At 66.3% G+C, this 23,861-nt stretch carries 24 protein-coding genes and 1 pseudogene; 6 read left to right on the top strand and 19 right to left on the bottom strand.

Annotated features, from left to right (window positions below):
- Window positions 1-89: 89 nt before the first annotated feature.
- The 12 genes and pseudogenes from BLT40_RS01755 to BLT40_RS01805 all read right to left on the bottom strand — a co-directional run bounded on the left by BLT40_RS01755 (window position 90) and on the right by BLT40_RS01805 (window position 12,057).
- The gene (locus tag BLT40_RS01755; RefSeq protein ID WP_090350962.1) at window positions 90-791 is read right to left on the bottom strand and encodes a hypothetical protein; all 702 of its coding nucleotides are present in this window, start codon (window positions 789-791) and stop codon (window positions 90-92) included.
- Window positions 788-2,068, bottom strand: a complete 1,281-nt coding sequence (kynU, locus tag BLT40_RS01760) for a kynureninase (RefSeq protein WP_090350965.1) — start codon at window positions 2,066-2,068, stop codon at window positions 788-790. The genes BLT40_RS01755 and kynU overlap by 4 nt, the downstream gene beginning before the upstream one ends.
- Window positions 2,069-2,086: 18 nt before the next feature.
- The gene (locus BLT40_RS01765; protein ID WP_139382846.1) at window positions 2,087-2,584 is read right to left on the bottom strand and encodes a hypothetical protein; all 498 of its coding nucleotides are present in this window, start codon (window positions 2,582-2,584) and stop codon (window positions 2,087-2,089) included.
- Window positions 2,585-2,689: 105 nt separating this feature from the next.
- A complete protein-coding gene (locus BLT40_RS01770) occupies window positions 2,690-3,715 on the bottom strand; it encodes an amidohydrolase family protein (RefSeq protein ID WP_036111806.1) in 1,026 nt (341 codons plus the stop codon).
- A 183-nt stretch (window positions 3,716-3,898) separates the two neighbouring features.
- The gene (locus BLT40_RS01775) at window positions 3,899-5,968 is read right to left on the bottom strand and encodes an FUSC family protein (RefSeq protein WP_079522905.1); all 2,070 of its coding nucleotides are present in this window, start codon (window positions 5,966-5,968) and stop codon (window positions 3,899-3,901) included.
- Window positions 5,969-6,083: 115 nt separating this feature from the next.
- The gene (yeiP, locus tag BLT40_RS01780) at window positions 6,084-6,647 is read right to left on the bottom strand and encodes an elongation factor P-like protein EfpL (RefSeq protein WP_090350967.1); all 564 of its coding nucleotides are present in this window, start codon (window positions 6,645-6,647) and stop codon (window positions 6,084-6,086) included.
- 23 nt (window positions 6,648-6,670) lie between these two features.
- Window positions 6,671-7,438, bottom strand: coding sequence for an SDR family oxidoreductase (locus BLT40_RS01785; RefSeq protein ID WP_090350969.1), 768 nt, complete (start codon window positions 7,436-7,438; stop codon window positions 6,671-6,673).
- Between the two features lie 96 nt (window positions 7,439-7,534).
- Complete coding sequence (locus tag BLT40_RS01790; protein ID WP_090350971.1) at window positions 7,535-8,104, bottom strand: GNAT family N-acetyltransferase; 570 nt, start codon at window positions 8,102-8,104, stop codon at window positions 7,535-7,537.
- Window positions 8,101-8,544 carry a GNAT family N-acetyltransferase gene (locus BLT40_RS01795; RefSeq protein WP_255358871.1) on the bottom strand — a complete coding sequence of 148 codons (444 nt, stop codon included), beginning with the start codon at window positions 8,542-8,544 and terminating at the stop codon, window positions 8,101-8,103. The genes BLT40_RS01790 and BLT40_RS01795 overlap by 4 nt, the downstream gene beginning before the upstream one ends.
- Before the next feature lie 42 nt (window positions 8,545-8,586).
- A pseudogene (locus tag BLT40_RS20500) lies at window positions 8,587-9,072 on the bottom strand (GNAT family N-acetyltransferase); the annotation flags it as partial.
- A gap of 79 nt (window positions 9,073-9,151) precedes the next feature.
- The gene (locus BLT40_RS01800; RefSeq protein ID WP_090350973.1) at window positions 9,152-10,051 is read right to left on the bottom strand and encodes a hydroxymethylglutaryl-CoA lyase; all 900 of its coding nucleotides are present in this window, start codon (window positions 10,049-10,051) and stop codon (window positions 9,152-9,154) included.
- 11 nt (window positions 10,052-10,062) lie between these two features.
- Complete coding sequence (locus BLT40_RS01805; RefSeq protein WP_090350975.1) at window positions 10,063-12,057, bottom strand: acetyl/propionyl/methylcrotonyl-CoA carboxylase subunit alpha; 1,995 nt, start codon at window positions 12,055-12,057, stop codon at window positions 10,063-10,065.
- 189 nt (window positions 12,058-12,246) lie between these two features.
- Between BLT40_RS01805 and BLT40_RS01810 the strand changes: the two genes are divergently transcribed.
- Complete coding sequence (locus BLT40_RS01810; RefSeq protein ID WP_036111821.1) at window positions 12,247-12,729, top strand: FKBP-type peptidyl-prolyl cis-trans isomerase; 483 nt, start codon at window positions 12,247-12,249, stop codon at window positions 12,727-12,729.
- A 130-nt stretch (window positions 12,730-12,859) separates the two neighbouring features.
- Here the strand turns inward: BLT40_RS01810 and BLT40_RS01815 are convergent, their stop codons facing one another.
- Together BLT40_RS01815 and BLT40_RS20165 are read right to left on the bottom strand one after the other, a co-directional pair.
- On the bottom strand, window positions 12,860-13,927 hold the full coding sequence (locus BLT40_RS01815) for a phospholipase A (protein ID WP_036111825.1): 1,068 nt from the start codon (window positions 13,925-13,927) through the stop codon (window positions 12,860-12,862).
- A 220-nt stretch (window positions 13,928-14,147) separates the two neighbouring features.
- Window positions 14,148-14,648: an EF-hand domain-containing protein gene (locus tag BLT40_RS20165; protein ID WP_090350977.1), complete on the bottom strand. Its 501-nt coding sequence runs from the start codon at window positions 14,646-14,648 to the stop codon at window positions 14,148-14,150.
- A gap of 156 nt (window positions 14,649-14,804) precedes the next feature.
- Between BLT40_RS20165 and BLT40_RS01825 the strand changes: the two genes are divergently transcribed.
- A complete protein-coding gene (locus BLT40_RS01825) occupies window positions 14,805-16,031 on the top strand; it encodes a winged helix-turn-helix domain-containing protein (protein WP_090350979.1) in 1,227 nt (408 codons plus the stop codon).
- Here BLT40_RS01825 and BLT40_RS01830 read toward each other — a convergent pair whose 3' ends face one another.
- Window positions 16,032-16,514 carry a hypothetical protein gene (locus tag BLT40_RS01830; protein WP_079522900.1) on the bottom strand — a complete coding sequence of 161 codons (483 nt, stop codon included), beginning with the start codon at window positions 16,512-16,514 and terminating at the stop codon, window positions 16,032-16,034.
- A 329-nt stretch (window positions 16,515-16,843) separates the two neighbouring features.
- Here BLT40_RS01830 and BLT40_RS01835 point away from each other — a divergent pair, with 329 nt between their 5' ends.
- The 4 genes from BLT40_RS01835 to BLT40_RS01850 all read left to right on the top strand — a co-directional run bounded on the left by BLT40_RS01835 (window position 16,844) and on the right by BLT40_RS01850 (window position 19,402).
- On the top strand, window positions 16,844-17,053 hold the full coding sequence (locus BLT40_RS01835; RefSeq protein WP_036111834.1) for a cold-shock protein: 210 nt from the start codon (window positions 16,844-16,846) through the stop codon (window positions 17,051-17,053).
- A 304-nt stretch (window positions 17,054-17,357) separates the two neighbouring features.
- Entirely contained in the window at window positions 17,358-17,561 is a 204-nt protein-coding gene (locus BLT40_RS01840; RefSeq protein ID WP_036111837.1) for a transcription antiterminator/RNA stability regulator CspE, read from the top strand.
- Window positions 17,562-17,658: 97 nt separating this feature from the next.
- The gene (locus tag BLT40_RS01845; protein WP_090350981.1) at window positions 17,659-18,522 is read left to right on the top strand and encodes an alpha/beta hydrolase family protein; all 864 of its coding nucleotides are present in this window, start codon (window positions 17,659-17,661) and stop codon (window positions 18,520-18,522) included.
- A gap of 10 nt (window positions 18,523-18,532) precedes the next feature.
- Complete coding sequence (locus tag BLT40_RS01850) at window positions 18,533-19,402, top strand: pirin family protein (protein WP_090350983.1); 870 nt, start codon at window positions 18,533-18,535, stop codon at window positions 19,400-19,402.
- A 10-nt stretch (window positions 19,403-19,412) separates the two neighbouring features.
- On the opposite strand, the gene cqsA is transcribed toward BLT40_RS01850, so the two are convergent.
- The 4 genes from cqsA to BLT40_RS01870 form a co-directional block, all read right to left on the bottom strand.
- Window positions 19,413-20,738, bottom strand: coding sequence for an alpha-hydroxyketone-type quorum-sensing autoinducer synthase (gene cqsA / locus BLT40_RS01855; RefSeq protein WP_217699795.1), 1,326 nt, complete (start codon window positions 20,736-20,738; stop codon window positions 19,413-19,415).
- Window positions 20,739-20,943: 205 nt separating this feature from the next.
- A complete protein-coding gene (locus BLT40_RS01860; protein ID WP_051943431.1) occupies window positions 20,944-21,984 on the bottom strand; it encodes a response regulator in 1,041 nt (346 codons plus the stop codon).
- Window positions 21,981-23,378: a sensor histidine kinase gene (locus tag BLT40_RS01865; RefSeq protein WP_051943433.1), complete on the bottom strand. Its 1,398-nt coding sequence runs from the start codon at window positions 23,376-23,378 to the stop codon at window positions 21,981-21,983. Before BLT40_RS01865 ends, BLT40_RS01860 begins: the two co-directional genes overlap by 4 nt.
- 3 nt (window positions 23,379-23,381) lie before the next feature.
- Window positions 23,382-23,771 carry a cytochrome c gene (locus tag BLT40_RS01870; RefSeq protein WP_176809069.1) on the bottom strand — a complete coding sequence of 130 codons (390 nt, stop codon included), beginning with the start codon at window positions 23,769-23,771 and terminating at the stop codon, window positions 23,382-23,384.
- Window positions 23,772-23,861 lie beyond the last annotated feature (90 nt).

Here is a 23,861-nt window from a genome sequence, read left to right on the forward strand (position 1 = left end):
GCCTGCGATGGACTCCGACGTATTCACGCCGGTATGGCCTGAATCGATACCCTCATTCTCGGTCTCTTGACGCCTTCAGAGATGTCCGCTCAGGCTGGCCGCGCGAGCCCCGTGCGGATTTGCTCGGCGACGTGGATCATCGCGTACCACGCGCGTTCGATCGCGTCCGCGAGCGCATCCCGATCCAGCGCGACGGTTTCGCTTCGGCCGCCTTCGTCCGGTTCGTACTCGATCAACACCCGGTTCCCGTCGATCCAGGCCTGATTTCCTGCAAGGAAGAGAGGATCCTCAAAACTTCCCATCCCCGGCTCGGGTGGCATCGCGAATGGCGTGCGGCCATCGCGCGGCGCGTGACGAAGTAGCTCGATCACCCGCTCGTAAGACCCGTCCTCATCATCGAGTTCGAAATCCACGGCGTCCATCGCAGGCCCCGCATACAGCTCAACAGAACCCGTAAAAATGACCTGCGTAGCGTAGCCATCGAGACGGGCATGCGGATTCTTCAGCACGTCGCGCAACGAGGCGACATAGCGCGATGTGACCTCCGGATGCTCACGCAGCCACACACTGCTGACATCTTCAACCGCCGTAACGTGCCCATCGGTTCTTGCTTCGACACCACGATGCGAAACGGTCGCCGGGCGATCCGGCAGGACCACAGGCAGTCCGCCAGCCTTGAGGCCGAACATCACGCGCCCCGGCGCGGTGCGCAGCCAGTGCGTAACGGCCTGCACGACGAACCCGTCGCCGCGTTCGCTATAGGGCGCGGGAAACAGCTCCTGCGTGCTCATGCCTGCGCCCCGCGCCAGGCTTCGATCGCCTCGACGGCACCGAAACAATCAGCAAAGCGGTTGTAGAGCGGCGTCGGCGAAAGGCGGATCACATCGGGCTCGCGCCAGTCGCCGATCACGCCATGCTGCTCCAGATGAGCGAACAGCGCGCGCCCCGCATCGCGACCGGCGCGCACGCGGATCGACAACTGCGCGCCACGTTGTAGCGGATCGTTGGGCGTGACGATATCCAGTGCGTCGTCGAGCCGCGTGCGGATCAGCCAGTCGAGATAGCCGGTAAGGCGGCGGCTCTTCGCCACGAGAGAAGGCATGCCAGCCTGGGTAAAGATATCGAGCGACGCACGTAACGGAGCCAGCGCGAGGATCGGCGGATTGGAAAGCTGCCAGCCGTCCGCACCGGGCGTCGGCACGAACTCCGGACCCATCTGAAACCGCGTGCTCTTGTCGTGGCCCCACCAGCCGGCGAAGCGCGGCACGTCGGCGCGCGCGTGACGGTCGTGCACGAAACAACCGGCAACGGCGCCAGGGCCGGCATTGAGATATTTGTACGTGCACCAGACCGCGAAGTCCGCGCCGCTGTCGTGCAGCGCGAGAGGCAGGTTGCCGACGGCGTGGGCGAGGTCGAAGCCGACCAGGGAGCCCTGCGCATGGCCGAGACGGACGATCTCCGCCAGGTCGAACACTTGTCCGGTGCGGTATTGCACGCCCGGCAGCATGATCAGCGCCAGGCGATGGCCGTGTTCGGCGATGGCCCGTTCGATGGCAGCCATCGACAACGTGCCGCCCGGACCGTCCGGCTGAAGTTCGATCAGATCGGTCGCCGGATCGAAGCCATGGAAACGCACCTGCGACTCGAGGGCATAACGGTCGGTGGGAAAGGCGCCGGCTTCCATCAGGATGGCCGGGCGCTCGGCGGTCGGGCGGTAGAAGCTGACCATCATCAGGTGCAGGTTCACGCCCAGCGTGTTCATCGCCACCACTTCGTGCGGCTCGGCGCCGACGACCAGCGCCATCGCGTCCCGGACGTACTCGTGGTAGTGCATCCATGGTGAGCGGCCGCGGAAGTGGGCCTCCACCGCGAGGTCGGCCCAGTCACCCAGTTCGGCTTCGATCGCCGCGCGCACGCTCGTCGGTTGCAGGCCGAGCGAGTTGCCGCAGAAATACAGGCTGTCACGGCCCTCGTGCGGCGGGATGTGGAATGCATTGCGGAACGCGCGCAGCGGATCCACGGCGTCCTGAGCTTCGGCCCATGCGCGCGTCGCTTCGAAACCGGTCATACATAGAGCCTTGCGAAATCAGGAGGGCATGCGGGCCGCCAGATCCGCGCAGCCCTTGTCGAACGCCGCGCTCCACTTCGCGTCACCGCCGGGGCGGATGCAGCGCAGCTGGATCGCATACCCGCCACTGTAGAAATAACGCTCGTAGTAGTCGAGCGTTACCGTACCTTCCTTGGCCTTGTAGACGTTTTCGGTCGGGCTGTTCGCCTTGCCGGCCGCGTATTCCGTCAGGCCCGAGGCGCGGCTGCGCATGTTGCCGGAGAACTGCTGGAAGCCGTTGAGATTGGGCACTTTCTGCAGCGTGACGGATACGCGGGCGAGGGTGGCATTGGCCGCGTTGGCGCCCGGTACCTGAAAGATCTGCGTTTCCGTTTCGCCCTGCGACTGCATGATCGGCACCCAGTTGTCGGGCACCGGGAAGCGGATCGCGCCATCGGCCATGGAAATATCGGCAGCGCCAGCGACAGGGCTGGCCAGCAGAAGGCCGAGCAGAAAGGCATGCACAGAGCGGTTCACGATTCGGATTCCCCTGGTCCAGCGGCGGTGCCGCGCTATCCCGCCATTTTTGCACAGTGCCGGTGCGCTTATGACGAGGGCCGCTGTGCGCTGCGTCACGTCACGTCACGCCACGGCAGCGACCGCCTGGAAACGGGACAGCGGCACGCCGAGCCATTCCAGGGCCGTACCGTGGAACAGGCGCGCCCGCTCGGTGTCGCCGAGGCCAAGCGCGTCGATACCGCTGCCGGGTTCCTGCTCTCCCAGGGGGAACGGGTAGTCCGTGCCGAGCATGACGCGGTCCGTGCCTGCGGTCGCCAGCAGATAGCGGAGTGCCGCGTCGTCGTGCACGCAGGAATCGAAGAACAGGCGGGAGAGGTATTCGCGCGGGTTTCGCGCGTTGTCGGTCGCGACAAGGTCCGGGCGCATGCGGAAGCCGTGCTCGATACGACCGATGGAGTAGGGAAAGCTGCCGCCACCGTGCGCCAGCATTACCCTTAACGCGGGCAGTCGTTCGAGCACTCCGCCGAAGATCAGGGCGCAGGCCGCGCGCGCCTGCTCGGCCGGCATGCCGACCAGCCAGGGCAGCCAGTACTTGGGCATGCTCTCGCTGCCCATCATGTCCCAGGGGTGCACCAGCACGGCGGCGCCGAGGTCGGCGGCGGCCTCGAAAAACGGGAACAGTTCCGGGGCGTCGAGATTCCAGGCGTTGCAGTGCGAGCCGATCTGCACCCCCTGAAGGCCGAGTTCGTCGATGCAGCGTTCGAGTTCACGTACCGCCAGGTCGGGCGCTTGCAGGGGGACGGTACCGATGCCGGCGTAGTGGCGACGATGGGTTTCGCACACGCGTGCCATGTCGTCGTTCAGGTGGGTATGCAGCTCCAGCGCCTGATGCCCCTTGGCCCAGTACGAAAACATCACCGGCACGGTGGAGACGACCTGCACACCGACGCCGAAGCGGGCGTAGTCGGCGATGCGTACCTCGGGGTCGAAAGCCGAGTCCCAGACTTCGCGGAAGAATTTGCCGTCTTTGTAGATGCGGTGGTGGCCGCTGCTATGGGTCATGACCGGGAAACGGTCATCGCCGTAGCGGGCCGCCAGATCGGGCCAGTCACGAGGCAGGATATGCGCGTGCGTGTCGATCTTGAGCATAGCCCGAGTGTATCCCCGCCGCAGGCCCGGGGCTTCTGGCGGTGCAACAACGGTGCCGCGCTGCCGCGCGGTAGGAGCGCGCCCTGCGCGCGAAAAGCCTGTGGAGCGGCGACGCGGAAAGGGGAGCCGTTGCCCGCTGTAGGCTTTTCGCGCGCAGGGCGCGCTCCTACAGGCGGTTTGAGGTCAGGCGGGCGTCACCGACCGCCTCGTCACCACGTGCGCGATCGTATCCACGTTGTCGGTCAGGCGGTCGGTCAGGCGCTCCACCGCCTCGGCCAGCTCGCGATCGGTCGACCGCGCCAGCGACGCCATCAAGCCGCGCTGGTGGTCGCGCAGCAACGGCGGTACGGCGATGCCTTCGGTCCGGGTGAGTGCCTCAGCCTGGGCCCGCAACGCGACCGCCGCCTCGTGAATGAACGGTCCCACGTGCGTCCATGCCTGAGGCACCTCATCGACATCGATCAACGACTCCAGCGCCATCGCCGTGCGGGCGAGGCGGTTGCCGTTGGCGAACAGGGTCTCCGCGAGCTCGAGGAGGATGGCCGGCGTGCCCGGTTCGGCGCGCATGCGGTCGACCGAGGCCTGCGCGTTGGTCCGCGCCGTACGCGTGGCGGTGCGTACCTCGTGTCGCGTGCGACGGTCGGCCGGCGCGACCAGGGCATCGAGGTAATCCGCGTACGCGCAGAGCATCGTGGACAGGGCGTTGCGTGCCTGATGGCGTTCCCACGACGGCCATAGCAGATACGCCAGCAGGGCGAGCCCGCTGCCCAGCGCCGTGTTGAGCACGCGGTCGGTCATGGCCGCGTTCGGGTCCACGCCCTCGAACGACAGCAGGACGACGACCGTGCCGGTCAGTGCGGCGACGGCGATACCGTAGTGCGCCACGGCGAGGTAACGGAAGGCGACGCACAGCACGCCCATCACGGCCAGGTGCGCCCACGGCACGTCGGGCGTCAGGCGCAGCACGAAGGTCGTCAGCAACAGGCCGAGCACGGTACCGACCACGCGTAACAAACCGAAATTGAACGTAGCCGCGAAGTCGGGGCGCAGCACGATCGCCGCCGTCATCGGCAGCCAGTAACCGTGGGGCAGGGCGAAGTAGCGTGAGAGCGCGAAGGCGAGGGTGAGGACGACGGCGCAGCGCACCGCGTGGCGGAACGCGACCGAGCCAGGCGTAAGGTTGGCGCGAAGGGTGGACAGCGCCGAGCTGCTGCGCAGCGTTTCGGGCAGCGCGGTTTCGGCGCGCTGGGCGCGTTCTTCACCGCGCGAGCCCGCCCAGTTCGTGTTGCGGACGACGGCGGCCAGCTGACCGGACAGGGCGCGGATATGACCGCTCAGGCCCATGCCACTGGAGCCGGCAAGCAACGCGCGCTCGCTGGCCTGCAAGGTGGCCAGCGCACGCTCGGCCCGCTGCGGCGGTTCGGCGGCGTCGAGTGCGTCGGCCGTCGCATCGAGCACGCGCGCGGCATCGGCGCGGAACATCTCGCTCATGCCGTCCTTCCGTGTGTCGAGCTCGGCCATGGCGATCAGTTCGAGACGCAGTCGTTCGGCCAGTTCGAGCAACACGCGGAACGCTTCCATGGCGCGGCCACGCGCGTGATGACGGCCGAGCAGGGTGTTCTGCAACGTGTTCATCGCGTCGGCGAGGCCGGGGGCTTCGCCATCCTTCTGCGGCTTGCGTGCGAGATCCGCCAGCCCGCGGTAGACGACCGCGAGCGCCAGGCGCTCCGGGCGATAACGTTGCAGCGGCCACGCCGCGACCGAGAAGGCGGCCAGCAGCATGCCGCCGGCAAAGATGAGGGCGCCACCGCTCAGGGCGTCGACCAGCCCTTTCGGCGTCGCCGCCGTAATCACGAGCAGCAGCATGCTGGTCATGCCCACGCGCGCGATATCGGGGCCGAACACCACGAGCATGCCGCCGAAGAAACCGCAGACCAGGCAGGCGACGCACATCGGCAGGATCCAGTCGCCGATAAGGAACCCGACGAGCGATGCGGCACCGGCGGCCAGCGCGGCGAGAAACAAACGGCTGAGTCGCTGCTGATAGGGCCCGGGCTGGTCGGAGAACATCGTGTCGAGCGCGCCGGCCGCGATGCCGAGGCCGATCTGCGGATAGCCCAGCAAAATGCCGAGCGCCATCGGCAGCACCACGGCCGCGGTATTGCGCAGGGCGACGCGCACGGGCACGTCGGGTCGCTTCGTCCGGATCAGCGTGTCGATGACGCTGGCGCGAAGCGAGTAGCCGTTGTTCATGGGGTGGGTTTGCTCATCCGTTGAGCGGGCGATTGTGCCGCAGCCTTGCTGACTGGACGGCGAGCGAAAACGCGGAACGGCATCGATACCGCGCGATGCCGCCCCGCGACGCGCATTAAGCGCGGCCGGCGAATTCGCCGGTCAGCGTGTTGACGGTGACCTTTTCGCCCGTCGTGATGTACTCGGGCACCTGGATCTCGATGCCGGTCTGCAGCGTGGCGGGCTTCGACCGCTTGGTCGCGCTGGCGCCCTTCATTTCAGGGGCGGTGTCCGTGACGGTCAGCACGACCGACGTGGGCACCTGCAGGCCGACCGGTGCATCGTCGATCACCTGGATGTAGTAACCCTCGAGGTCCTCCACGACGTAGCCGGCGTTGTCGCCGACGACGCTCGCGTCCAGCGTGTACTGGGTGTAGTCCTCGTCGTCCATGAAGACGAACGCGTCGTCGTCCATGTACGAGAACTTCGCCTGGCGGCGCTCGAGGGCGACTTCCTTGATTTCGTCATCGGCGCGCACGCTGAGATCGAACTTTCGGTTGCCCGGGATCGAGTACAGGGTGAAACGATAGGTGACGTTGCCGCCGCGCGCGGAAGGCGCGCTGCGTTCGATATCGCGGACCTGGTAGACGGTGCCGTCGTTTTCGACGACGTTACCCTTTTTGACTTCGGATGCTTTCATGGCGTTCGGTGTCGTGGCTTGGATTACTTGGGAGCGAGACGGACGCCGCCGTCGAGGCGGATCGTCTCGCCGTTGATATAACGGCTGGTGAGGAGGAAGGCCACCGTGTCGGCGAACTCCTCGGGCTTGCCCAGGCGCGACGGGAACGGAATCGACGCGGACAGCGATTCCTGCACCTGCGGTGGCATGCCGTCGACCATCGGCGTCCAGAAGATGCCCGGCGCGATCGTGTTCACGCGGATGCCGAAGCGCGCGAGCTCGCGCGCCATCGGCAGCGTCATGCCGACCACGCCGCCCTTGGACGCGGAGTAGGCGGCCTGTCCGATCTGGCCTTCATAGGCGGCGACCGATGCGGTGTTGACGATGACGCCGCGCTCGCCGTCCTCGCCCGCCGCGTTGCCCTGCATCAGCTGGGCACCGGCCTTGGCGACGTTGAAGCTGCCGACCAGGTTGACCAGCACGGTGGTGCTGAAGTTGGCCAGCGGCATCGGGCCTTCCTTGCCCAGCACGCGACCCGCGCCGAGGATGCCGGCGCAGTTGATCACGGCGTTGAGGCCACCCATGGCGTCCTGCGCGGCGGTGACGTTGGCGGTCACGCCTTCTTCGGAAGTGACGTCGGTGCGGTAAAACGAAGCGTGCGAGCCGAGGGCGGCCACGGCGGCCTGGCCCTTCTCTTCGTTGACGTCGAAGAGCGCGACTTTCGCGCCGGCGGCGACGAGTCGCCCGGCGACGGCGTGACCGAGACCGGATGCGCCGCCGGTGATGACGGCCCTGACCTGTTCGAGCTGCATGAAAACTCCGCGGTGCGACTGGCAAAGAGGCCCATCTTAGCCGAGGCATCGGGGATTGGCTTTGTGCGGGAGCACACGCTCCCGCGTCGCCGACGCTCAGGCCTCGGCGAGGAAGGCCTGAATACGACCGGACGCGACCAGCTGCGCGAACGGAATGACGGCGGTCGGTGGATTCTGCGGCTCACTCAGGAACCGGCTGAAGACGCCGACGTCCCACCACTCGCCCAGTTTGTAGCCGGCCTTGGGCCACACGCCGGCGGCCCGGAAGCCCATGGCTTCGTGAATGGCGACGCTGGTCGCGCCCGGCAGCGTGATGACGCCGACCGCCTGATTGATTCCCTGCAGACGCAGCGCCTCCAGCAGTACGCCATAGAGTCGCCGGGCGATGCCGCGACGGCGCGCTTTTTCGTGCACGTAGATCGACGTCTCGGCGACCCAGTCATACGCGGCGCGCTCGCGGAAGCGCCCCGCATACGCATACGCCAGAACGTCGCCGTTTTCTTCCCACACCAGCCACGGATGGTGCGCCATGCGCGCGACGATGCGCTCACGCATGACATCGTCACCCGGCAGGTCGGTCTCGAAGGTGATCGCGCTGGTTTTCACCACGGGCGCGTAGATGGCGTGGCAGGCGGCGGCGTCGGCCTCGACGGCGATACGGATCACAGGGGTTTTTCCATGAAGATGCTGGACGGATTGGCGTGATGATCGCCGAAGGGCGGGCAGCGGTGGTAGCCCGATCGCTCGTAGAGTTCGATCGACTCCGTCTGTGCGGTGCCGGTCTCCAGTCTCACCTTCGTCCCACCGCCCGCGCGCACCTGGCGTTCGAGGGCCTCCAGCATCTGCTTGCCCAGGCCCATGCCGCGGCAGGCGGGCACGACGTACATGTATTTCAGCTCGACGTAATCGCCGTGGTCGACACCGGCACCGCAGGCCAGCGGCTGGCCGTCCACACGGGCCGTCATGAAGGTGGTGTCGGATCGGCGCAGGTTCTCCACGCCGATCGCCTGCGGCAGGGGATGGCGGTAGAGGTCGGACAGGTACCCGTGCAGCTGCTCGATCAGCGGCAGGACGTCTTCCTTGCCGGGGTCGTCGATGCCGAACACCAGCGAGGGCGGTTTGGGCGCGACGATCAGGTCGCCGTCATTGAGGCTGCGCAGGAAAAAGCGATCGCAGCTGAAATGGCCCGTGCCACCCATCGGAGCGTCGATCCGGGTGAAGCCATGCCGGAAGTACACGGCCTGCGCCGCGTCCATCCCCGTCAGCGTTTCCAGGTAGCAACGTGAGAAACCGGCGCGCCGGGCCGCGTCCAGACAGGCACGCATCACCTTCGAGGCGGCGCCGATGCCACGGGCCTCGGGCAGGAAATACATCTTGCGAAGTTCGCAGGTCTCGTCATCGCCGCCGTCCAGCGGCGCGATGCCCGCCCCGCCGATGGCACGGCCGTCCTTCTCGACGACGAAATACGCCGCACGTGGGCGGGCGTAGGCAGAGGACATGGCGTCGACTTCGGCGTCGTGGATCGCGAAGCCCGGGCCGTCGGCGCCGAACTCCGGCATGACATGGCGTATGACCGCGGCGATGTCGGCATCGTCGCGGGGCTCGATGGGGCGGATCAGATAATCGGCAGGCATACGCCCGATGCTGCCAGCTTGGATGGGGAATGGCCAACTGCCCGGGCAGGAGCCAGTCCTGCTGGCGATGGGGGCCGCCTCAGCCCGCCATACGCGCCCGCGTCACCCGGCTCGCCGTTTCCTTCCCCAACTGCCCGGCCAGCCAGGCTCCCGTCTCTACCAGCCGGTCCAGATCGACGCCGGTCTCCATGCCCATGCCGTGCAGCATGTACACCACGTCCTCGCTGGCCACGTTGCCCGTGGCTCCCCTGGCATACGGGCAGCCACCCGTCCCCGAGACGGCGCTGTCGACGACGCGGACGCCTTCTTCCAGACAGGCGAGGATGTTCGCCAGCGCCTGGCCGTACGTGTCGTGAAAATGCACGGCCAGCGCAGGCATCGGCACTTCCGACGCGACGGCGCGGAGCATCGCGCGCGCCTTCGCGGGCGTACCGACCCCGATCGTGTCGCCAAGCGAAATCTCGTGACAGCCCAGTTCATGCAGGCGGCGGGCGACACGCACCACGTCGGCCACCGGCACCTCGCCCTGATAAGGGCATCCGAGCACGGTCGACACATAGCCGCGTACCGCGACGCCATCGGCCCGCGCACGTTCCATCACCGGCACGAAACGATCGATCGACGCGTCGATGGAGGCATTGATGTTCTTCTGGTTGAACGCTTCCGACGCGGCCGTGAACACGGCGACCTCGGTGGCACCGACCTCGCGTGCACGCTCGTAGCCCTGCAGGTTGGGCACCAGCACGGGGTAGACCACGCCGGCCGCCTTGCGGATACCGAGGAAGACCTCGGCGGCATCGGCAAGCTGCGGTACCCATTTCGGGCTGACGAAGCTGGTCGCTTCGATCGTCGCCAGGCCTGTCGCCGACAGCCGGTCGATCAGTTCGATCTTCACAGCGGCGGGGAGCATGGCCTTCTCGTTCTGCAAGCCGTCGCGTGGGCCGACCTCGACGATGCGAACGTGGTTCGATGCATTCATGGAAGCTCCGGTCAGGCGGTTTCGGCGAAGCGGACGAGGATCGCATCCGCGTCGACGAAATCGCCCTGTACCGCGGATACGCTCTCGATGGTGCCGCCGCGAGGTGCCTTCAAGGCGAGCTCCATCTTCATCGCTTCCATCACCATCAGTTCCTGCCCTTCTTCGACCACGTCGCCCGCCGCGACGCGCACCAGCACGACGCGGCCCGGCATGGGGGCGGCGAGGTGACGTGCGTTGCCCGACTCGACGCCGGCCCACGCGTAAGCGGGAGCGCGGGTGAACGACCAGCGACGTCCCAGAGCGTCGTGTACACGGACGAACCGCCCGTCGATCGCCAGCGGCAAGCGGCGTGCCTCGTCGTCGAAACGGGCGGACAACGCGCCGTCGACGAGACGCGCCCCGGCCACGGTGCAGGACACGTCACCTTCGCGGAGAACGTAGGCGCCGCCGTGTCCATGCGCATCGATCTCATGGCGGACGTCGCCCTGCATCAGCGCGACGACGCGTTTGCCGTGATGACCGATGCGCCACGCGTCGGCACCGGCCCAGGGTGAATGCGGGTCGCCGGGCACGCCACGGTCCTGCGCTTCATCGGCGAGAAGCACCGCCACGGCGGCGGCGAAGCGCTCCACGTGGCCCGCCTGCGTGTCGCCGGCCAGAAACTCGTCAAGGTGACGATCGAGATAGCCCGTATCGATGCGGCCTTCCACCACCGCCGGGTGGCGTGCGAGGCGTTCGAGAAACGCGACATTGGATTTCGGGCCGACGATATCGGTCCGCGCCAGGGCTTCGCGCAACCGTTCCAGCGCCTGCGCGCGGTTCCGGTCGTGGACGATGAGCTTGGCGATCATCGGGTCGTAGAAGATGGTCACGGTGTCGCCGGCAATCACACCGCCGTCGAGGCGGACATGCCGCGACGGCGGCGGCAAGGTCAGCGACACCAGCTTGCCGGAGCCCGGCAGGAAATTCGCCTCCGGATCTTCCGCATACAGGCGGACCTCGATGGCGTGGCCGGTGGCGCGGATGTCGTCCTGTGTCAGAGGCAAGGTCTCGCCGCCCGCCACCCGCAGCTGCCACTCGACCAGATCCAGTCCGAGCGTCTCTTCGGTGACCGGGTGCTCGACCTGCAGGCGCGTGTTCATCTCCATGAAGAAGAATTCGCCGTCCTGGGCGACGATGAATTCCACGGTGCCCGCACCGACGTAATCCACGGCGCGCGCGGCAGCGACGGCTGCGGCGCCCATGCGGGCGCGTCGGGCCCCGTCGAGGAAGGGGGAGGGCGTTTCTTCCAGCACCTTCTGGTAACGACGCTGCGCGGAACACTCGCGCTCGTTCAGATGGATGATGTTGCCGTGGGTGTCGCCGAAGACCTGGAACTCGATATGGCGCGGATGCTCGACGTAACGCTCGAGGATCACCCGCGTATCGCCGAAGGCATTCGCGGCCTCCCGTTGCGCGGAAGCCAGGGCTTCGGCAAAGGCGCCCGCGTCGCGCACGATACGCATGCCCTTGCCGCCGCCGCCTGAGGCCGCCTTGATCATCAGCGGAAAGCCCGTGCGGGTGGCTTCGGTTGCCAGATGGGTGGGATCCTGGTCGGCGCCGTGATACCCGGGCACCAACGGGACCGCATGGCGCTCCATCAGCGCCTTGGCGGCCGCTTTGGAGCCCATCGCGTCGATGCTTTCCGGGCGCGGCCCGATGAAGACGATGCCGGCCGCGGCGCAGGCGCGCGCGAAATCCGTATTTTCGGAGAGGAAGCCGTAACCCGGGTGGATCGCCTGCGCGCCGCTGCGCCGGGCCACTTCGATGATCGCGTCGCCACGCAGATAGGACTCGGCCGGGCGTGGGCCGCCGATGGGCCAGGCTTCGTCGGCCAGGCGTACGTGCTGGGCGTCGGCGTCCGCGCTGGAGTAGACGGCGACCGTGCGGATGCCCAGACGGCGGCAGGTCCGGATCACGCGGCAGGCGATCTCACCACGGTTGGCGATCAGAATGCAGTCGAACATGCGGCTCCCGGCGGGGTCTGGATGGGGTGGGGAAAACCCGAAAAACTAGCAGATCGCGACGACCCGGAGGGTTGCGGCGCAGCATGCCCGGTTCCGCCGATTTGCACCGGGGCGGCGTGTCGCCTAGCCTTGTGGGTCCGGGAAGGCGCCTTCATGTCTTTCCATTCCCCCTCCCAGCGAGAGAATTTCATGCAGATCGCCAACCGCCACGCCGTTTCCTTCCATTACACGCTGACCGACGACCAGGGCAACGTCATCGACAGCTCGGACGGTCGCGAGCCGCTGGCTTACATCCATGGCGAAGGCCACATCGTCCCGGGTCTGGAGAAGGCGCTCGAAGGCCGCTCGGTGGGTGACCAGTTCAAGGTCGACGTCGCCGCCGAAGAGGGCTACGGCCCGCGTCACGAAGAACTGATCCAGGTGGTGCCGCGCGCCGCGTTCCAGGGCGTGGAAGACCTCCAGCCGGGCATGCAGTTCCAGGGTCGTAACGACCAGGGCAGCATCAACGTCACCGTCAGCAAGATCGAAGGCGACAACGTCACCGTCGACGGCAACCACCCGCTGGCCGGTCAGACCCTGCACTTCGCCGTCGAGATTACCGACGTGCGTGACGCCACCGAAGAAGAGCTGGCGCACGGCCACGTGCACGGCGCCGGCGGTCATCATCATTAAGCGGTTGGCTTCGCCGACGTGACCTTATTCGCGCGCAGGGCGCGCTCCTACGACGCCGCTGTGGTAGGAGCGCGCCCCGCGCGCGAAAAGCCAACGCAGCGGTGATGCCGCTGCGCAGGTTCCTAAGAGATCAATACCAATCCAGCAACGACACACCGATGCCCAGATACGTCGCACGGTGGTTGTAGTCGATCATGCTCTCGCCATAACCGTTGAACGCTTCCACGTAGCCACGCAGGTTGTTGACCACCGGGAAGCTCCAGGTGCCACGCAGCGAGCCATGCGAGCGGTCACCCGTACGGAACGAATGACGCCCCGTCAGTGAGAACTCCTGACGCCCCACTTCGTGCACGACCGTGATTTCGCCACGGCCCATATAGTCCTTGATGTCCGGATTGTCGTCGTCCTTGCGTGCTTCCGGGATACGCCACCACGGACGCAGCATGATGGTCCAGCCTTCGCGTTCCAGGCCGATATCCGCGACGACGCGGTTCCAGCTGCGCGACAGGGGATCGGCGCGTCCATTGGACTGATGGTTGATGCCGATGCTGGCCAGACGGCCGTTCCAGCCGAAGATGTTGTAGTTGGTGTTGAACACCAGCAACGCTTCCGGCTCGTAGTTGGTCTCGCGGAACGGACGCGAGTTGTCCTTGTTGTACACCTGCCAGCGGGACGACTGCGTATAGCCGACCCACACGTCGCCGTTGTCGCCGAAGAGGTTCTCGGCGACCTTGGTCTTCAGGCTGATCTGGAACTTCGCCTCGACGTTGTCGAGATCCTGCGGCGTCGTGACGGTGTGGTCCGGCGCGGGCGTGTGCGGCGTCGTGTTCTGTTTGTTGGTGCCGAAGAACGGCAATACGTAGGTCGGCTTGTAACCGCGCAGATTGAACGTACCGAGTTTGCTCTCGGGCGAGAGCTCCCAGCGGCTGTCGAGCAGCGACAGCGGACGCCCCACGTCGGCCGAGTTGCGGGTCGCCAGGTCGACGCTGAGCGAATTGCCCTTCGGGTCTTCTTTCTTCGCCGCCGTCATCATGTTCGGGCGACCGACGGCCTTGTCATAGCAAAGCAGTCGCTGCGAGTCGGTTTCGATCGCCGAGCAGGCACGGATGTCGATCGGGCTCGGATTCTGCGCGAGCGCGAGGCCCGCATGCAGACAGGCGTAGACGCCGAAGGCGCCGGCGGCGTGGATTCGTTTCATGGCACGGACACTCCCTGAGCCGGCGACTGTCCGGCAGGCGCGAAGTGTATCCGTGACAAATGTGAAGACCCTGCATGGAAACTTGCGAACGTATGCACGATCTCGTCGTCCTCCCCGGGGAGTGGGGCGGTTCGCGCATGACGCCGGGATCCGGGTAAGGTCGCGCTAAAAAAAGACGGCCCGCGAATGCGGGCCGTCGAGAGACATCGGAGCGAACGCCTTACTGACCGCTGGCGCCGGACTTGGTCACCCACTTCTGGTACTCGGCCTTCGAAATATGGCCATCGCGGTTCGAGTCGGCGTACTGGAAGTCGTTCGCCAGCAGCGGAAACGCCGAGGCCTGTTCTGGCGTGATCGACTTCTTACCGCCCGAGAGCGTCGTGAAATCCGGTGCGGGACCGGACGGCTTGGCCGGGGCCGGGCCGCTGTTGACCGTGACCTGACCACCCGGGGGTGGCGTCGATGCGCCCGGCATCCCCGGTGCGCCACCCGGCGGCGGGGGCGGAGGCGGTGCATCGGCGGCCGGCGGCGGCATGGCCGGATCCGGCGCCTGCTGCATCGAACCCGGTGCCGTGTCCGACGGCGGCGGAGGCGGCGGAGGCGTGGCCTCACCCGGCGGCGGAGGCGGGACGCGGGCGGGCGGTGGAACGTCCTGGGCGAATGCGGCGCCAGCCAGCAGCAGGGATGCGCCAAGCGCGGCAGCGCGAATGTTCTTCTTCATGTAAGCCTCCGTGGTCGGGGGTGGCAGGGGTCGCAAGCCCTCGGCTTGCGACATCGTTGCCGACGCTAGCAAGGCACGATTTAATGGCGGCCCAACTGCGGAAAGGCCTTTACCGTGCCGTCACGCGTATCCGACAGGTCCTCCACGGACGCCGTGATGGAGCTGTCCCATCGTTCGGCGCAGCTGCTGCATCTGGCCGCGCAGGGCCTCGCTAAACGTGTGACGCGGCGAGCGCGCAAGGCGGACGTCCTGACCGCGATCTCACGTATGGGCATGCTGCAGATCGATACGATCAGCGTCGTCGCGCGAAGCCCTTACATGGTGCTTTTCTCGCGACTGGGTGCCTATCGCACCGAGTGGCTCGACGAATCGCTCGCCGACGGCCTGCTCGCCGAATGCTGGGCGCACGAGGCCTGTTTCGTGCCAGCGCAGGACTATCGCTTCCACCGCGACTACCGCAGTGGGCGGGCGGGGCACTGGGCGCATAAAAACGCGCTGCGCGTACACGCCGAGGCCCGTGGCGACATGGATGCTCTGATCGACCGCATCCGTAAGGAAGGCCCCTTGCGCGCGGCGGACTTCGAGCGTGAATCGACCGGAACGAAGGGCTGGTGGGGCTGGAAACCCGAAAAGCGCTGGCTGGAGGCGTGGTTTGCCCTCGGCGACCTGATGGTCGCCCGGCGCGATCGTTTCCAGCGCGTCTACGATCTCGCCGAGCGGGTCACGGCACGCTGGCCGGAGCCGCCGCCAGCGGACTCCCTCGACGAATCGGCGGTGCGTCGTCATTTCATCCTGCGCAGCGTGGCGGCGCTGGGCATCGCCCGGGCGCGCTGGATCGCCGACTACTACCGCCTGCGTCCGCGCGTGACCGACGAGGAGCTGGCGTCGCTGGTGGCGGAGGGATCGCTCATCGAGGTTGCCGTCACCGGGTGGAGCGACAGGGCATACGTCCACCGCGAGCACGCGGGATCGCTCGCCGACGCCGCACGCAACGGTTTGAGGGCCACGCGTACCGTTCTCCTGTCGCCTTTCGATCCCGTCGTCTGGGATCGGGCACGCGCGCTGGAACTGTTCGGTTTCGAATACACCATCGAGTGCTACACGCCCGCGCCCCGACGAAAGTACGGCTACTACGCGCTGCCGATCCTGCATCGCGGTCGCCTGGTCGGCCGGCTCGACGCCAAGGCTCATCGTCAGGAAGGGTTTTTCCAGGTACTGGGCGTCTGGCTGGAGGAGGGTGTCGTCCTGTCTCCGGCGCTGGTCGGGGACCTGGCGGAGGCCCTGCATGAGTGCGCGGCGTGGCATGGCACGCCGCGTATTGTCATAGAAAAAGGCCAGCCGCGAGGGCTGGCCGGTCTGCTGCGCGAAGCGCTCGCGGATTGATCAGCGCGTGGAGGCCGGTGCCGGGGTATCGGCACACGACTTGCCGTGCAACGCATCCTTCAGCTGACCCGCAAGCGATGCGCAACGGGCGCCGAGCTGGCCACGCATATCCGGATCCTGCGACTGGCGGAGCAGGCTGGTGCGCATCATGTCGTAGCGGCTGTCGATCTGGTCGCGGGCGAAGATACCCGCCGCGAGGTGGCAGCTCTTGTAGCTCGCCAGATACTCATCGCATGCCGCGATGCCGGTGCTGTCCGGCAGCGGGCCCGCGGCAGCGGCGGCGCGGCCGCCCGTCTTGCTTGCGGGAACGTTGGTCACGGTCGTGGTCGCGGTGCGCTGCTTGACGACGCTCTTGCCCGTCGCCGTGGATGAACTGGTCGTCCGGGTGGTGCTGGGCTGCGGCTTGGTGTTGTGGTCCGCGCACGCGGCGAGGGCGAGGGCGCCCATGAGAAGCGGAACGAGTCGGAAGCTGGAGTGGTTCATGAGGCGGTCCCCCTTGGGCTGAGCGTGGATCGGATGGTAGGTCAATTCGCATGAACGTTGCGACGGGTCGCAAGCATGTGCGCGGAATGAGTGAACGCGGCGTCAGTGGCGACGGGGCGAGGCGGCGTATCGCGCCATCGCAATTTGGTTTCCGGGCCTGTATAGTCGCCGGACTGTGTTTGCCGGGGTCATAGAGTTAGTTTGACCCGATGCAGCTGATCACGTATCCGCAACATCGCTTCGCTCCTCGCGTTTCCTTGCACACCAGTTAGGCGGCAACTATTCAAGTTGCTGGTTTTATTCGTAAAAAATCGTATTGGAGTGTTTCTATGTCGGATCGTGAAATCGGCACCGTCAAGTGGTTCAACGACGCCAAGGGCTTTGGCTTCATCTCGCGCGAGAATGGCCCGGACGTGTTCGTGCACTTCCGCGCCATCCAGGGCAACGGCTTCAAGTCGCTCGCCGAAGGCGAGAAGGTCTCCTTCAAGGTCGTGAACGGCCAGAAGGGCCTGCAGGCTGAGGAAGTCCAGAAGGCCTAAGCCTTCGGACTGACCGAGCTTCGAAAAGGCCGGGCGGCGACGCCCGGCCTTTTTTTGCTCGTCATTTCCGGTTTTTCTGTCCGAATCGCGTGATCCGTGTCAAAAAAACGGCTGATGTAGGGGATCCCCTACAGAACTTCCGGAAAATACGGTTATGATCGACCCTACTGTGTCTGCGCGGTCACGCGAGTGACCCGATGTAAGCGCGAAGTTAACGCTCCATCGCCTCACCCGGTCCTGCAAGCTCAGTAAGTCGCCGGCTCGTCGAGCCGGGTTTTTAGTGTGTTGGATAGAGGTGTGTGTGATGGCAACTGGTACTGTGAAGTGGTTCAACGACGCCAAGGGCTTTGGCTTCATCACTCAGGATGAGGGTGGTCCGGACGTGTTCGTGCATTTCCGTTCCATCCAGGGCAACGGCTTCAAGTCGCTTGCCGAGGGTCAGAAGGTGGAATACACCGTGACCCAGGGCCAGAAAGGTCCGCAGGCTGACAACGTCGTTCCGAAGTAATGCCCCAGGGCTGGCTCGCGCCGCCCGTTTTGCATGACTTTAGCCCTCCCGGCGCCCTGTGCCGGGAGGGTTTTTGCGTTTCGGGGAAGCTGAATCGATGACGGAACCCACGCGCGATGCGATCGTGCGCAGCGCAGCGCCACTGCGCATGGCGGACGGGGCATCGTCGGATCTGCTGCTTTACCTGCCAACGGGCGAGATCGCCGCGACGCTGCTCTGGCTGCCCGCCATGGGCGTCGGCGCCCGTCACTATGAATCGCTTGCTCTCGCGCTGAGCGCGCGAGGTATCGCCGTCGCCATCCACGAGTGGCGAGGCATCGGCTCCAGCGACCGGCGCGCCTCGCGTCGAGTCAACTGGGGCTATCGCGAACTCCTGCATGACGACCTGCCGGCCAGCCTCTACCGCCTTGGTCAGGCCGCGCCGGGCGCGCCGCTGTATGTGGGAGGGCACAGTCTCGGCGGGCAACTCGCCTCCTTGCTCGCGGCGACGACGGCAATGCCGGTTTCCGGTCTGGTGCTGGTCGCCAGTGGGGCACCGTACTGGCGCCGCTTCAGTCCCTGGGTCGGTCTCGCCTACGTGGCGGCTCCGTTACTCGCGGCTGTGGCCGGTCGGCTTCCCGGTCGCCGGATCGGCTTCGGTGGCAATGAGGCCCGTGGCGTGATCGCGGACTGGTCGCGCAGCGGTCGCACCGGGCGTTACGCCGCCCGTGGCATGGACGTCGACCTCGAGGCCGCACTGCGCCACCAGAAAGCACCCGTCCTGGCCCAGCGTCTACGGGACGACTGGTTGGGGCCCGCGCCCTCGCTGGCATTCCTGCTGGATAAGATGCCCGACGCGCCGCGCGAGGTCTCGGTCGTCGTGCCTGACGACCTCGACGGGGCGCCCGCGGATCATTTCGCGTGGATGAAAGCGCCCGGCGCAGTCGCCAGACGCATCGCGGATTGGGTGCACGCGCGCTAGTCTGTGCGCCATGACCATCACGCCCATCGACGGCAAGCAGCGCGACCTCGGCGACGGATTCGTCGTACGGCGCATGCTGCCGCATCTCAAGGCCCGACACGTCGGCCCCTTCGTCTTCTTCGATCAGATGGGACCTGTCTCCTTCGGTGAGGACAAGGGCATGGATGTCCGCCCGCATCCGCACATCGGCCTCGCCACGGCGACTTGGCTGTTTCAGGGGGCGATCCGCCATCGCGACAGTCTCGGCACCGCGGTGGATATCCATCCCGGTGACGTCAACTGGATGACGGCCGGTCGCGGTATCGCGCATTCCGAACGCACCCCGCCGGACGAACGTCACAGCGGACAGGATCTCCACGGCATACAGGTCTGGGTGGCGTTGCCGAAGACCCATGAACGCATCGATCCCGAATTTCACCACCATCCGGCGAGCACGTTGCCCGTGGTGGAGCGCGAGGGTACGCGACTGGTCGTCATCGCCGGTGAGGCTTTCGGTGTGTCGTCGCCCGTACGCGTGTTCGCACCCATGTTTTTCGTCGAGGCGCGGCTGGAAGCGGGCGCACGTGTGACGATGCCTGAGCAGCACGCGGAGTGGGGCGCCTACGTGGTGGAAGGTGCCGCGCGCTTCGGCGACCTTCCGCTGGGGGCGCTGGACATGGCCGTGGCCCACGAAGGCGAAGCTCCGGTGCTCGAGGCCACGCAACCGTCGTTGATCATGTTGTTCGGCGGCGCCCCACTCGATGGGGAGCGCCACCTCTGGTGGAATTTCGTCGCCAGTTCGAAAGAGCTGATCGAAGCGGCGAAGGTCGAGTGGGCCGAAGGACGTTTCCCACTCGTACCGGGGGACGAAAGCGAGCGAATCCCGCTGCCGTCCTACTGAGCCGGAGCCCTCACGCCACTTCGGCGGCCGCCGATTCCCGCTCGCCGTCGCGGCGCGCCCGACGCGTGGCGCTCCATGACGGCAACGCCATGGCATCGCGCGCGACGCGGCACACGTCGATCAGTCGTGTCACGTCATCGTCGCTCATGCCAGCGTTCAGTGTCAGGCGCAGCAACGAGCGGTTGACCGTGGTGGCAGGTGCGCTGAACACGGAACCGAAGACGCCGTGCTGTTCCATCACGTCACGTACCTTGCCGGTGAGGATCTCCTGGCCGGCTTCGAAGGCGATGATCTGCTCGGTTCCATCCGCGATCGGATAGCCCAGTTCCGTCAGTTCCGCGCGTACCCGGCGCGTCACCTGGCGCAGGCGCTGGCGCCTCCAGCCCTCGGTCTGGATGACCCGATGGGCCGCCGACATGCCCGCGAGTTCGTGTGGCAGCAAGGACGAGCTGAAGATGGCGGGCAGGGCTTCGCAACCGAAATAATCCTTGAAACGTGTGGTGCACGCGATGAAGCCCGCGCGCGAGCAATACGCCTTGGCCAGGCTCGCCGTGATGAAATGCACGCGGTCGTTGAGGCCCAGGCTGGCAACCAGTCCTTCCCCGCGCACGCCGTGCGTACCCAGCGAGTGCGACTCGTCGACAACGAGGACGCAGCCGTGCTCCCGGGACAGGTTGGCGATGGCCTCGAGGGGAGCGAGGCTGCCGTTGGTGCTGTAGACCGCATCCACGACGATCACGCCCGGGCCGTTGCGCAGCACCTGTCGCTCCAGATGCGTCACGTCGTTGTGCAATACGGACACCGCTCTGGCCCCGGCGCTGCGAATGCCTTCCCATAGCGACGCGTGCGCGAGCATGTCGACGTAGACGGGGATGCGGTCGCCGGCGATGGACTGAATGAGGCCGACGTTGGCGGCGAAACCGGATTGCGCGAGGATGCCGTCCTCACTCCCTACCGCGCGCGCCAGCTCGGCCTCCACACGATGCAGCGGCTGATCCGCGTCCTGCTGAAACAGCGCCGACATCATCATGCCAAGGCCGCCTTCGGCCAGTGCCTCACGCTGTGCTTCGACGATGGCGGGATGTCCCGCGATCGCAAGGTAATCGTTGCTCTGGAGCATCAGGTCGCCGCCGGCGGGGCGACGCCCGCGCAAAATGTGACGGCCACCCCAGTCGATCGCCACGCGTTCGTTGTGGAATCGATCCACGCGGGTCGCAACGAAGCCAGGCAGCGCAGGGGCGGTAACGACACGGTGCAGAACGGAAACATTTTCCATGGACATCTCTCTCTCGATGGCATGGGCGATGGACACGTTGCCGTTCACCACGAACGGCACGCGCGCGCCAACCTCGCCCGGGCGGGCGCGAAAACGAGAAAGGCCAGGGGTGGGTCGCGAACGACCCTGCGGCCTTACGCAATACCTGGAGAGAAGCGTCGGCGGGTCGGAAGACCCGCGACCGCACCGCATGTTTTGGGCAACACAACGCCACGCGCCGGGTGCTGGGCGCGATGGCGTGTCCGGAAGGGCGAAGGTAACCCGTTTAGATGAATCGTGGTCGGCTGTCGGCGGCCAGACTCAGATCCTGCTCCCGGAGCCAGGTGCGGTACGACTTGACGTGCTGAAGCCGGAAGCGCTCCACGTCGTCGATCAGGGCGTAGTAGTACCACTGCTCGCCGGAAACGGCGGTGGCGGCATACATGTGTTCTTCAGGCCGCTCCACGCCTTTGTGATAGAAGCCGTCACGGGAGTTGAACCAGGGCAGGGCTTCGCCACTCCGCAGAGACTCCAGTACGGCGCCGGGGGCCCCCAGATCTGCCGCAATTTCATAGTGGGTGCGCAGGTCCTCGTCCGTCTGGACCAGCAGGAACCGGCCGATCCCCCAGGCGTCGACCAGCAACAGGCCCGTCGGGTTGCAGTGCACGTAGCACTCCACGGGCTGGAACGTGGCGGTGACGCTCTGCAGGACCTCGCGGAAGGCGGGGTCGCGCAGGAAGCGGAAGTTGCCCAGGGCCAGCGTTTCGGCGACGAAGGCGCTGGCGCGGTCGAAGTACCGGCGCTGCAGTTCGGAGATGGCGGTCTGCAGCTTCTCGATGGCCAGCGGGTCGTTCTTGCGGATGAAGCGGTCGATCACGCCCGAATTGAAGGCATCGATCGCCGTGGCGTCATCGGCCCGGCCGGTCAGCAGGATCTTGCCGATATGCGGATTCGGCAGGCGCTTGCAGAACGTGATGCCGTCCATCTCGGGCATGGCCTGATCCACCACCACCACCGAAATCTCCGCGAAGCGCTCCGGGTCGTAGACCACCCGATGGATCGAATCGATGTCGAGGGCCACCAGCTCCTGGGTCTCCGAAGGGCGGTCCTTCCAGCGGTAGAGCCAGCCGCCGCCCGGCACCGGACGGCTGCCGTTGTTGCCCAGCGTGGCCAGCGCGCTGCGCGGTGAACTGAAGGTGCGGACCCGGACCATGGGATCGAGCAGCAACGGGACGACGTCGAGGTATTCCTCGTGGTCGTCGACCAGCACCGTGGTGGTCGGGAAATGGAAAGGCTGGATGTCGCCCTGCGCGTTCAACGTCGTCACTGCCGGCCCCCGGTGTTCGAATGCGGGAAGGTCAGAGTGAATTCGGTGAATTCACCCAGGTCGGTACGGCATGCGATGCCACCGCCCATATGCTCCATCGCCGCGCGGCAAAAAGCGAGTCCTATTCCCAGTCCGGTGATGGTGCCGGTGCCGGCGCTGTCGCTGGAATAGGAATAAAACCGGTTGAAAATGCGGGGCAGGACATCCGCGGGGATGCCCGGACCGGTGTCGTGGACCCGGATCCGGTTGCCACCGTCGGCGGGCTCGATGAAGACCCGGATCTCGCCCTTGCCGGCGCGATCTGTATGAAAAAGTGCATTGCGCAGAAGATTGAACAGCACGTGGACCACCAGGCTTTCCTCGCCCATGAGCGAGAAGTCGCCGGTCGGCGACAGGGTGATGCGGTCTCGTTCGGCGCGCGAGCCATAGGGAAACCGGCGTAGCGCCTGCTCCACGCACTCGCGGGCCTGGAGCAGGGACAGCGGCACCTCGCCGATCGGACGTGCCGAAAGCAGCAGCATGTCGATGATCGTGTTGGCGTAGGTGACCTCGCGCTCCATCACACCGATGCTGCGCTCCAGAGCATGCAGGTTCTGCGCGCGCATTTCGGGGACGGCCAGGCCCTCGCTCTCGGCGAGCCGGTGACTGCGGATCAGATCGGGCATGAAGCGGGCGACGGCGCGCGCGGCGATGCGCAGTGACCCCAATGGCGTGCGCAGCTCGTGGGCGATGTTGTTGGACGCCGCGGTCAGGGCGTCGATCCGCGATTGCTCGGCCATGTTCGACGACACCGTGCAGGTGGCGCCACCGACCATGCCGAACATCAGCAAGGGGATGTACTCCAGCATCGTCCGGGTATGCAGGTGGGCTTCCGGGGACAGCACGAACACCAGGCCCGCGAGCAGGCTGCCCAGCGAGAACACCAGCAGGAAGCTGACCAGGTCGAACAGCATCATCAGCAGCATGACGCAGGCAAGATGGGTCATCAACCACGCGGGAGTGGCGTTGCGCAAGGTCATGTAGCCGACGAAAAACGGCATCGCGACCGTCATCGCGAAATACCAGTATGTCGGCAGATGCGTTCGCAGACGACGCGGCCACCAGGGCAGCAGGGCGAGCGGGATGAAGGTCGCGCTACAGACCAGCCGCATCGGCAGGTTCTCGTAGGGCTGCGGGAACAGGTAGGCCCAGACCGGGTAATACACCGCCAGGCAGAAGCTGCCGACGACGCCGATCGCCACCATCTTCGGCTGCGAATAGCGCGTACGCAGGAACATGGTCGTTTCAAAGCGCGCCATGGCGCGCACCAGCAGCCACCAGCGCATGCGCAGGAAGCCGAGCGGACCGGTGGGCTTGTCCGAAGGCGAGGCGACAGAGGGGCCGGCGTCGTTCATGGGTCAGCGATACTGCTGATGGCAGGACTGGCAGGCATCGCCTACGGGTTTCAGCGCGACGGCAAGGGCGTCGCAGCTGGCGGGCGCCGCCGCGACGGCCGCATCCAGTGCGGCATCCAGCGTGGCGCCGGCTCTGGCGAACCCCGCGTCCATATCCGGGAACGCCTCACGAATGTCGCCGGCCGTCAGGCGCAGGCGCGCCAGCCGCTCGGCCGAGACCTTGGCATCGCACTGTTTCGCCCGCACGTTGGCTCGCAGCGCACCCATGTGGTGCTGCATCACGGCCATCACGCCGTCATGGAATGGCGTGCCCTGGCGCAGGGCGGACAGCGCGAAAGTCGCGCCCATCGCGCCGACCGCGAGGCCGAGGATGACGAAGAGCAGCGCACGCATTGGTGTTCCATGGCTTGGCACGGCCGTCAGCATAGCGGACGGCCCCATTCTTTCAATATGAGACAATGAGCACAGTCCTTTCCTCCGAGA

The sequence above is a fragment of the Dyella sp. 333MFSha genome (genome assembly GCF_900102405.1).
Lineage (GTDB): Bacteria > Pseudomonadota > Gammaproteobacteria > Xanthomonadales > Rhodanobacteraceae > Luteibacter > Luteibacter mycovicinus.

Excerpts from the sequence above, each read along its gene's own strand:
- BLT40_RS01755 (WP_090350962.1), bottom strand. The coding sequence starts at position 791 with ATGAGCACGCAGGAGCTGTTTCCCGCGCCCTATAGCGAACGCGGCGAC.
- kynU (WP_090350965.1), bottom strand. The coding sequence starts at position 2,068 with ATGACCGGTTTCGAAGCGACGCGCGCATGGGCCGAAGCTCAGGACGCC.
- BLT40_RS01770 (WP_036111806.1), bottom strand. The coding sequence starts at position 3,715 with ATGCTCAAGATCGACACGCACGCGCATATCCTGCCTCGTGACTGGCCC.
- BLT40_RS01775 (WP_079522905.1), bottom strand. The coding sequence starts at position 5,968 with ATGAACAACGGCTACTCGCTTCGCGCCAGCGTCATCGACACGCTGATC.
- yeiP (WP_090350967.1), bottom strand. The coding sequence starts at position 6,647 with ATGAAAGCATCCGAAGTCAAAAAGGGTAACGTCGTCGAAAACGACGGC.
- BLT40_RS01785 (WP_090350969.1), bottom strand. The coding sequence starts at position 7,438 with ATGCAGCTCGAACAGGTCAGGGCCGTCATCACCGGCGGCGCATCCGGT.
- BLT40_RS01800 (WP_090350973.1), bottom strand. The coding sequence starts at position 10,051 with ATGAATGCATCGAACCACGTTCGCATCGTCGAGGTCGGCCCACGCGAC.
- BLT40_RS01805 (WP_090350975.1), bottom strand. The coding sequence starts at position 12,057 with ATGTTCGACTGCATTCTGATCGCCAACCGTGGTGAGATCGCCTGCCGC.
- BLT40_RS01810 (WP_036111821.1), top strand. The coding sequence starts at position 12,247 with ATGCAGATCGCCAACCGCCACGCCGTTTCCTTCCATTACACGCTGACC.
- BLT40_RS01815 (WP_036111825.1), bottom strand. The coding sequence starts at position 13,927 with ATGAAACGAATCCACGCCGCCGGCGCCTTCGGCGTCTACGCCTGTCTG.
- BLT40_RS20165 (WP_090350977.1), bottom strand. The coding sequence starts at position 14,648 with ATGAAGAAGAACATTCGCGCTGCCGCGCTTGGCGCATCCCTGCTGCTG.
- BLT40_RS01825 (WP_090350979.1), top strand. The coding sequence starts at position 14,805 with ATGGAGCTGTCCCATCGTTCGGCGCAGCTGCTGCATCTGGCCGCGCAG.
- BLT40_RS01830 (WP_079522900.1), bottom strand. The coding sequence starts at position 16,514 with ATGAACCACTCCAGCTTCCGACTCGTTCCGCTTCTCATGGGCGCCCTC.
- BLT40_RS01835 (WP_036111834.1), top strand. The coding sequence starts at position 16,844 with ATGTCGGATCGTGAAATCGGCACCGTCAAGTGGTTCAACGACGCCAAG.
- BLT40_RS01840 (WP_036111837.1), top strand. The coding sequence starts at position 17,358 with ATGGCAACTGGTACTGTGAAGTGGTTCAACGACGCCAAGGGCTTTGGC.
- BLT40_RS01845 (WP_090350981.1), top strand. The coding sequence starts at position 17,659 with ATGACGGAACCCACGCGCGATGCGATCGTGCGCAGCGCAGCGCCACTG.
- BLT40_RS01850 (WP_090350983.1), top strand. The coding sequence starts at position 18,533 with ATGACCATCACGCCCATCGACGGCAAGCAGCGCGACCTCGGCGACGGA.
- BLT40_RS01865 (WP_051943433.1), bottom strand. The coding sequence starts at position 23,378 with ATGAACGACGCCGGCCCCTCTGTCGCCTCGCCTTCGGACAAGCCCACC.
- BLT40_RS01870 (WP_176809069.1), bottom strand. The coding sequence starts at position 23,771 with ATGCGTGCGCTGCTCTTCGTCATCCTCGGCCTCGCGGTCGGCGCGATG.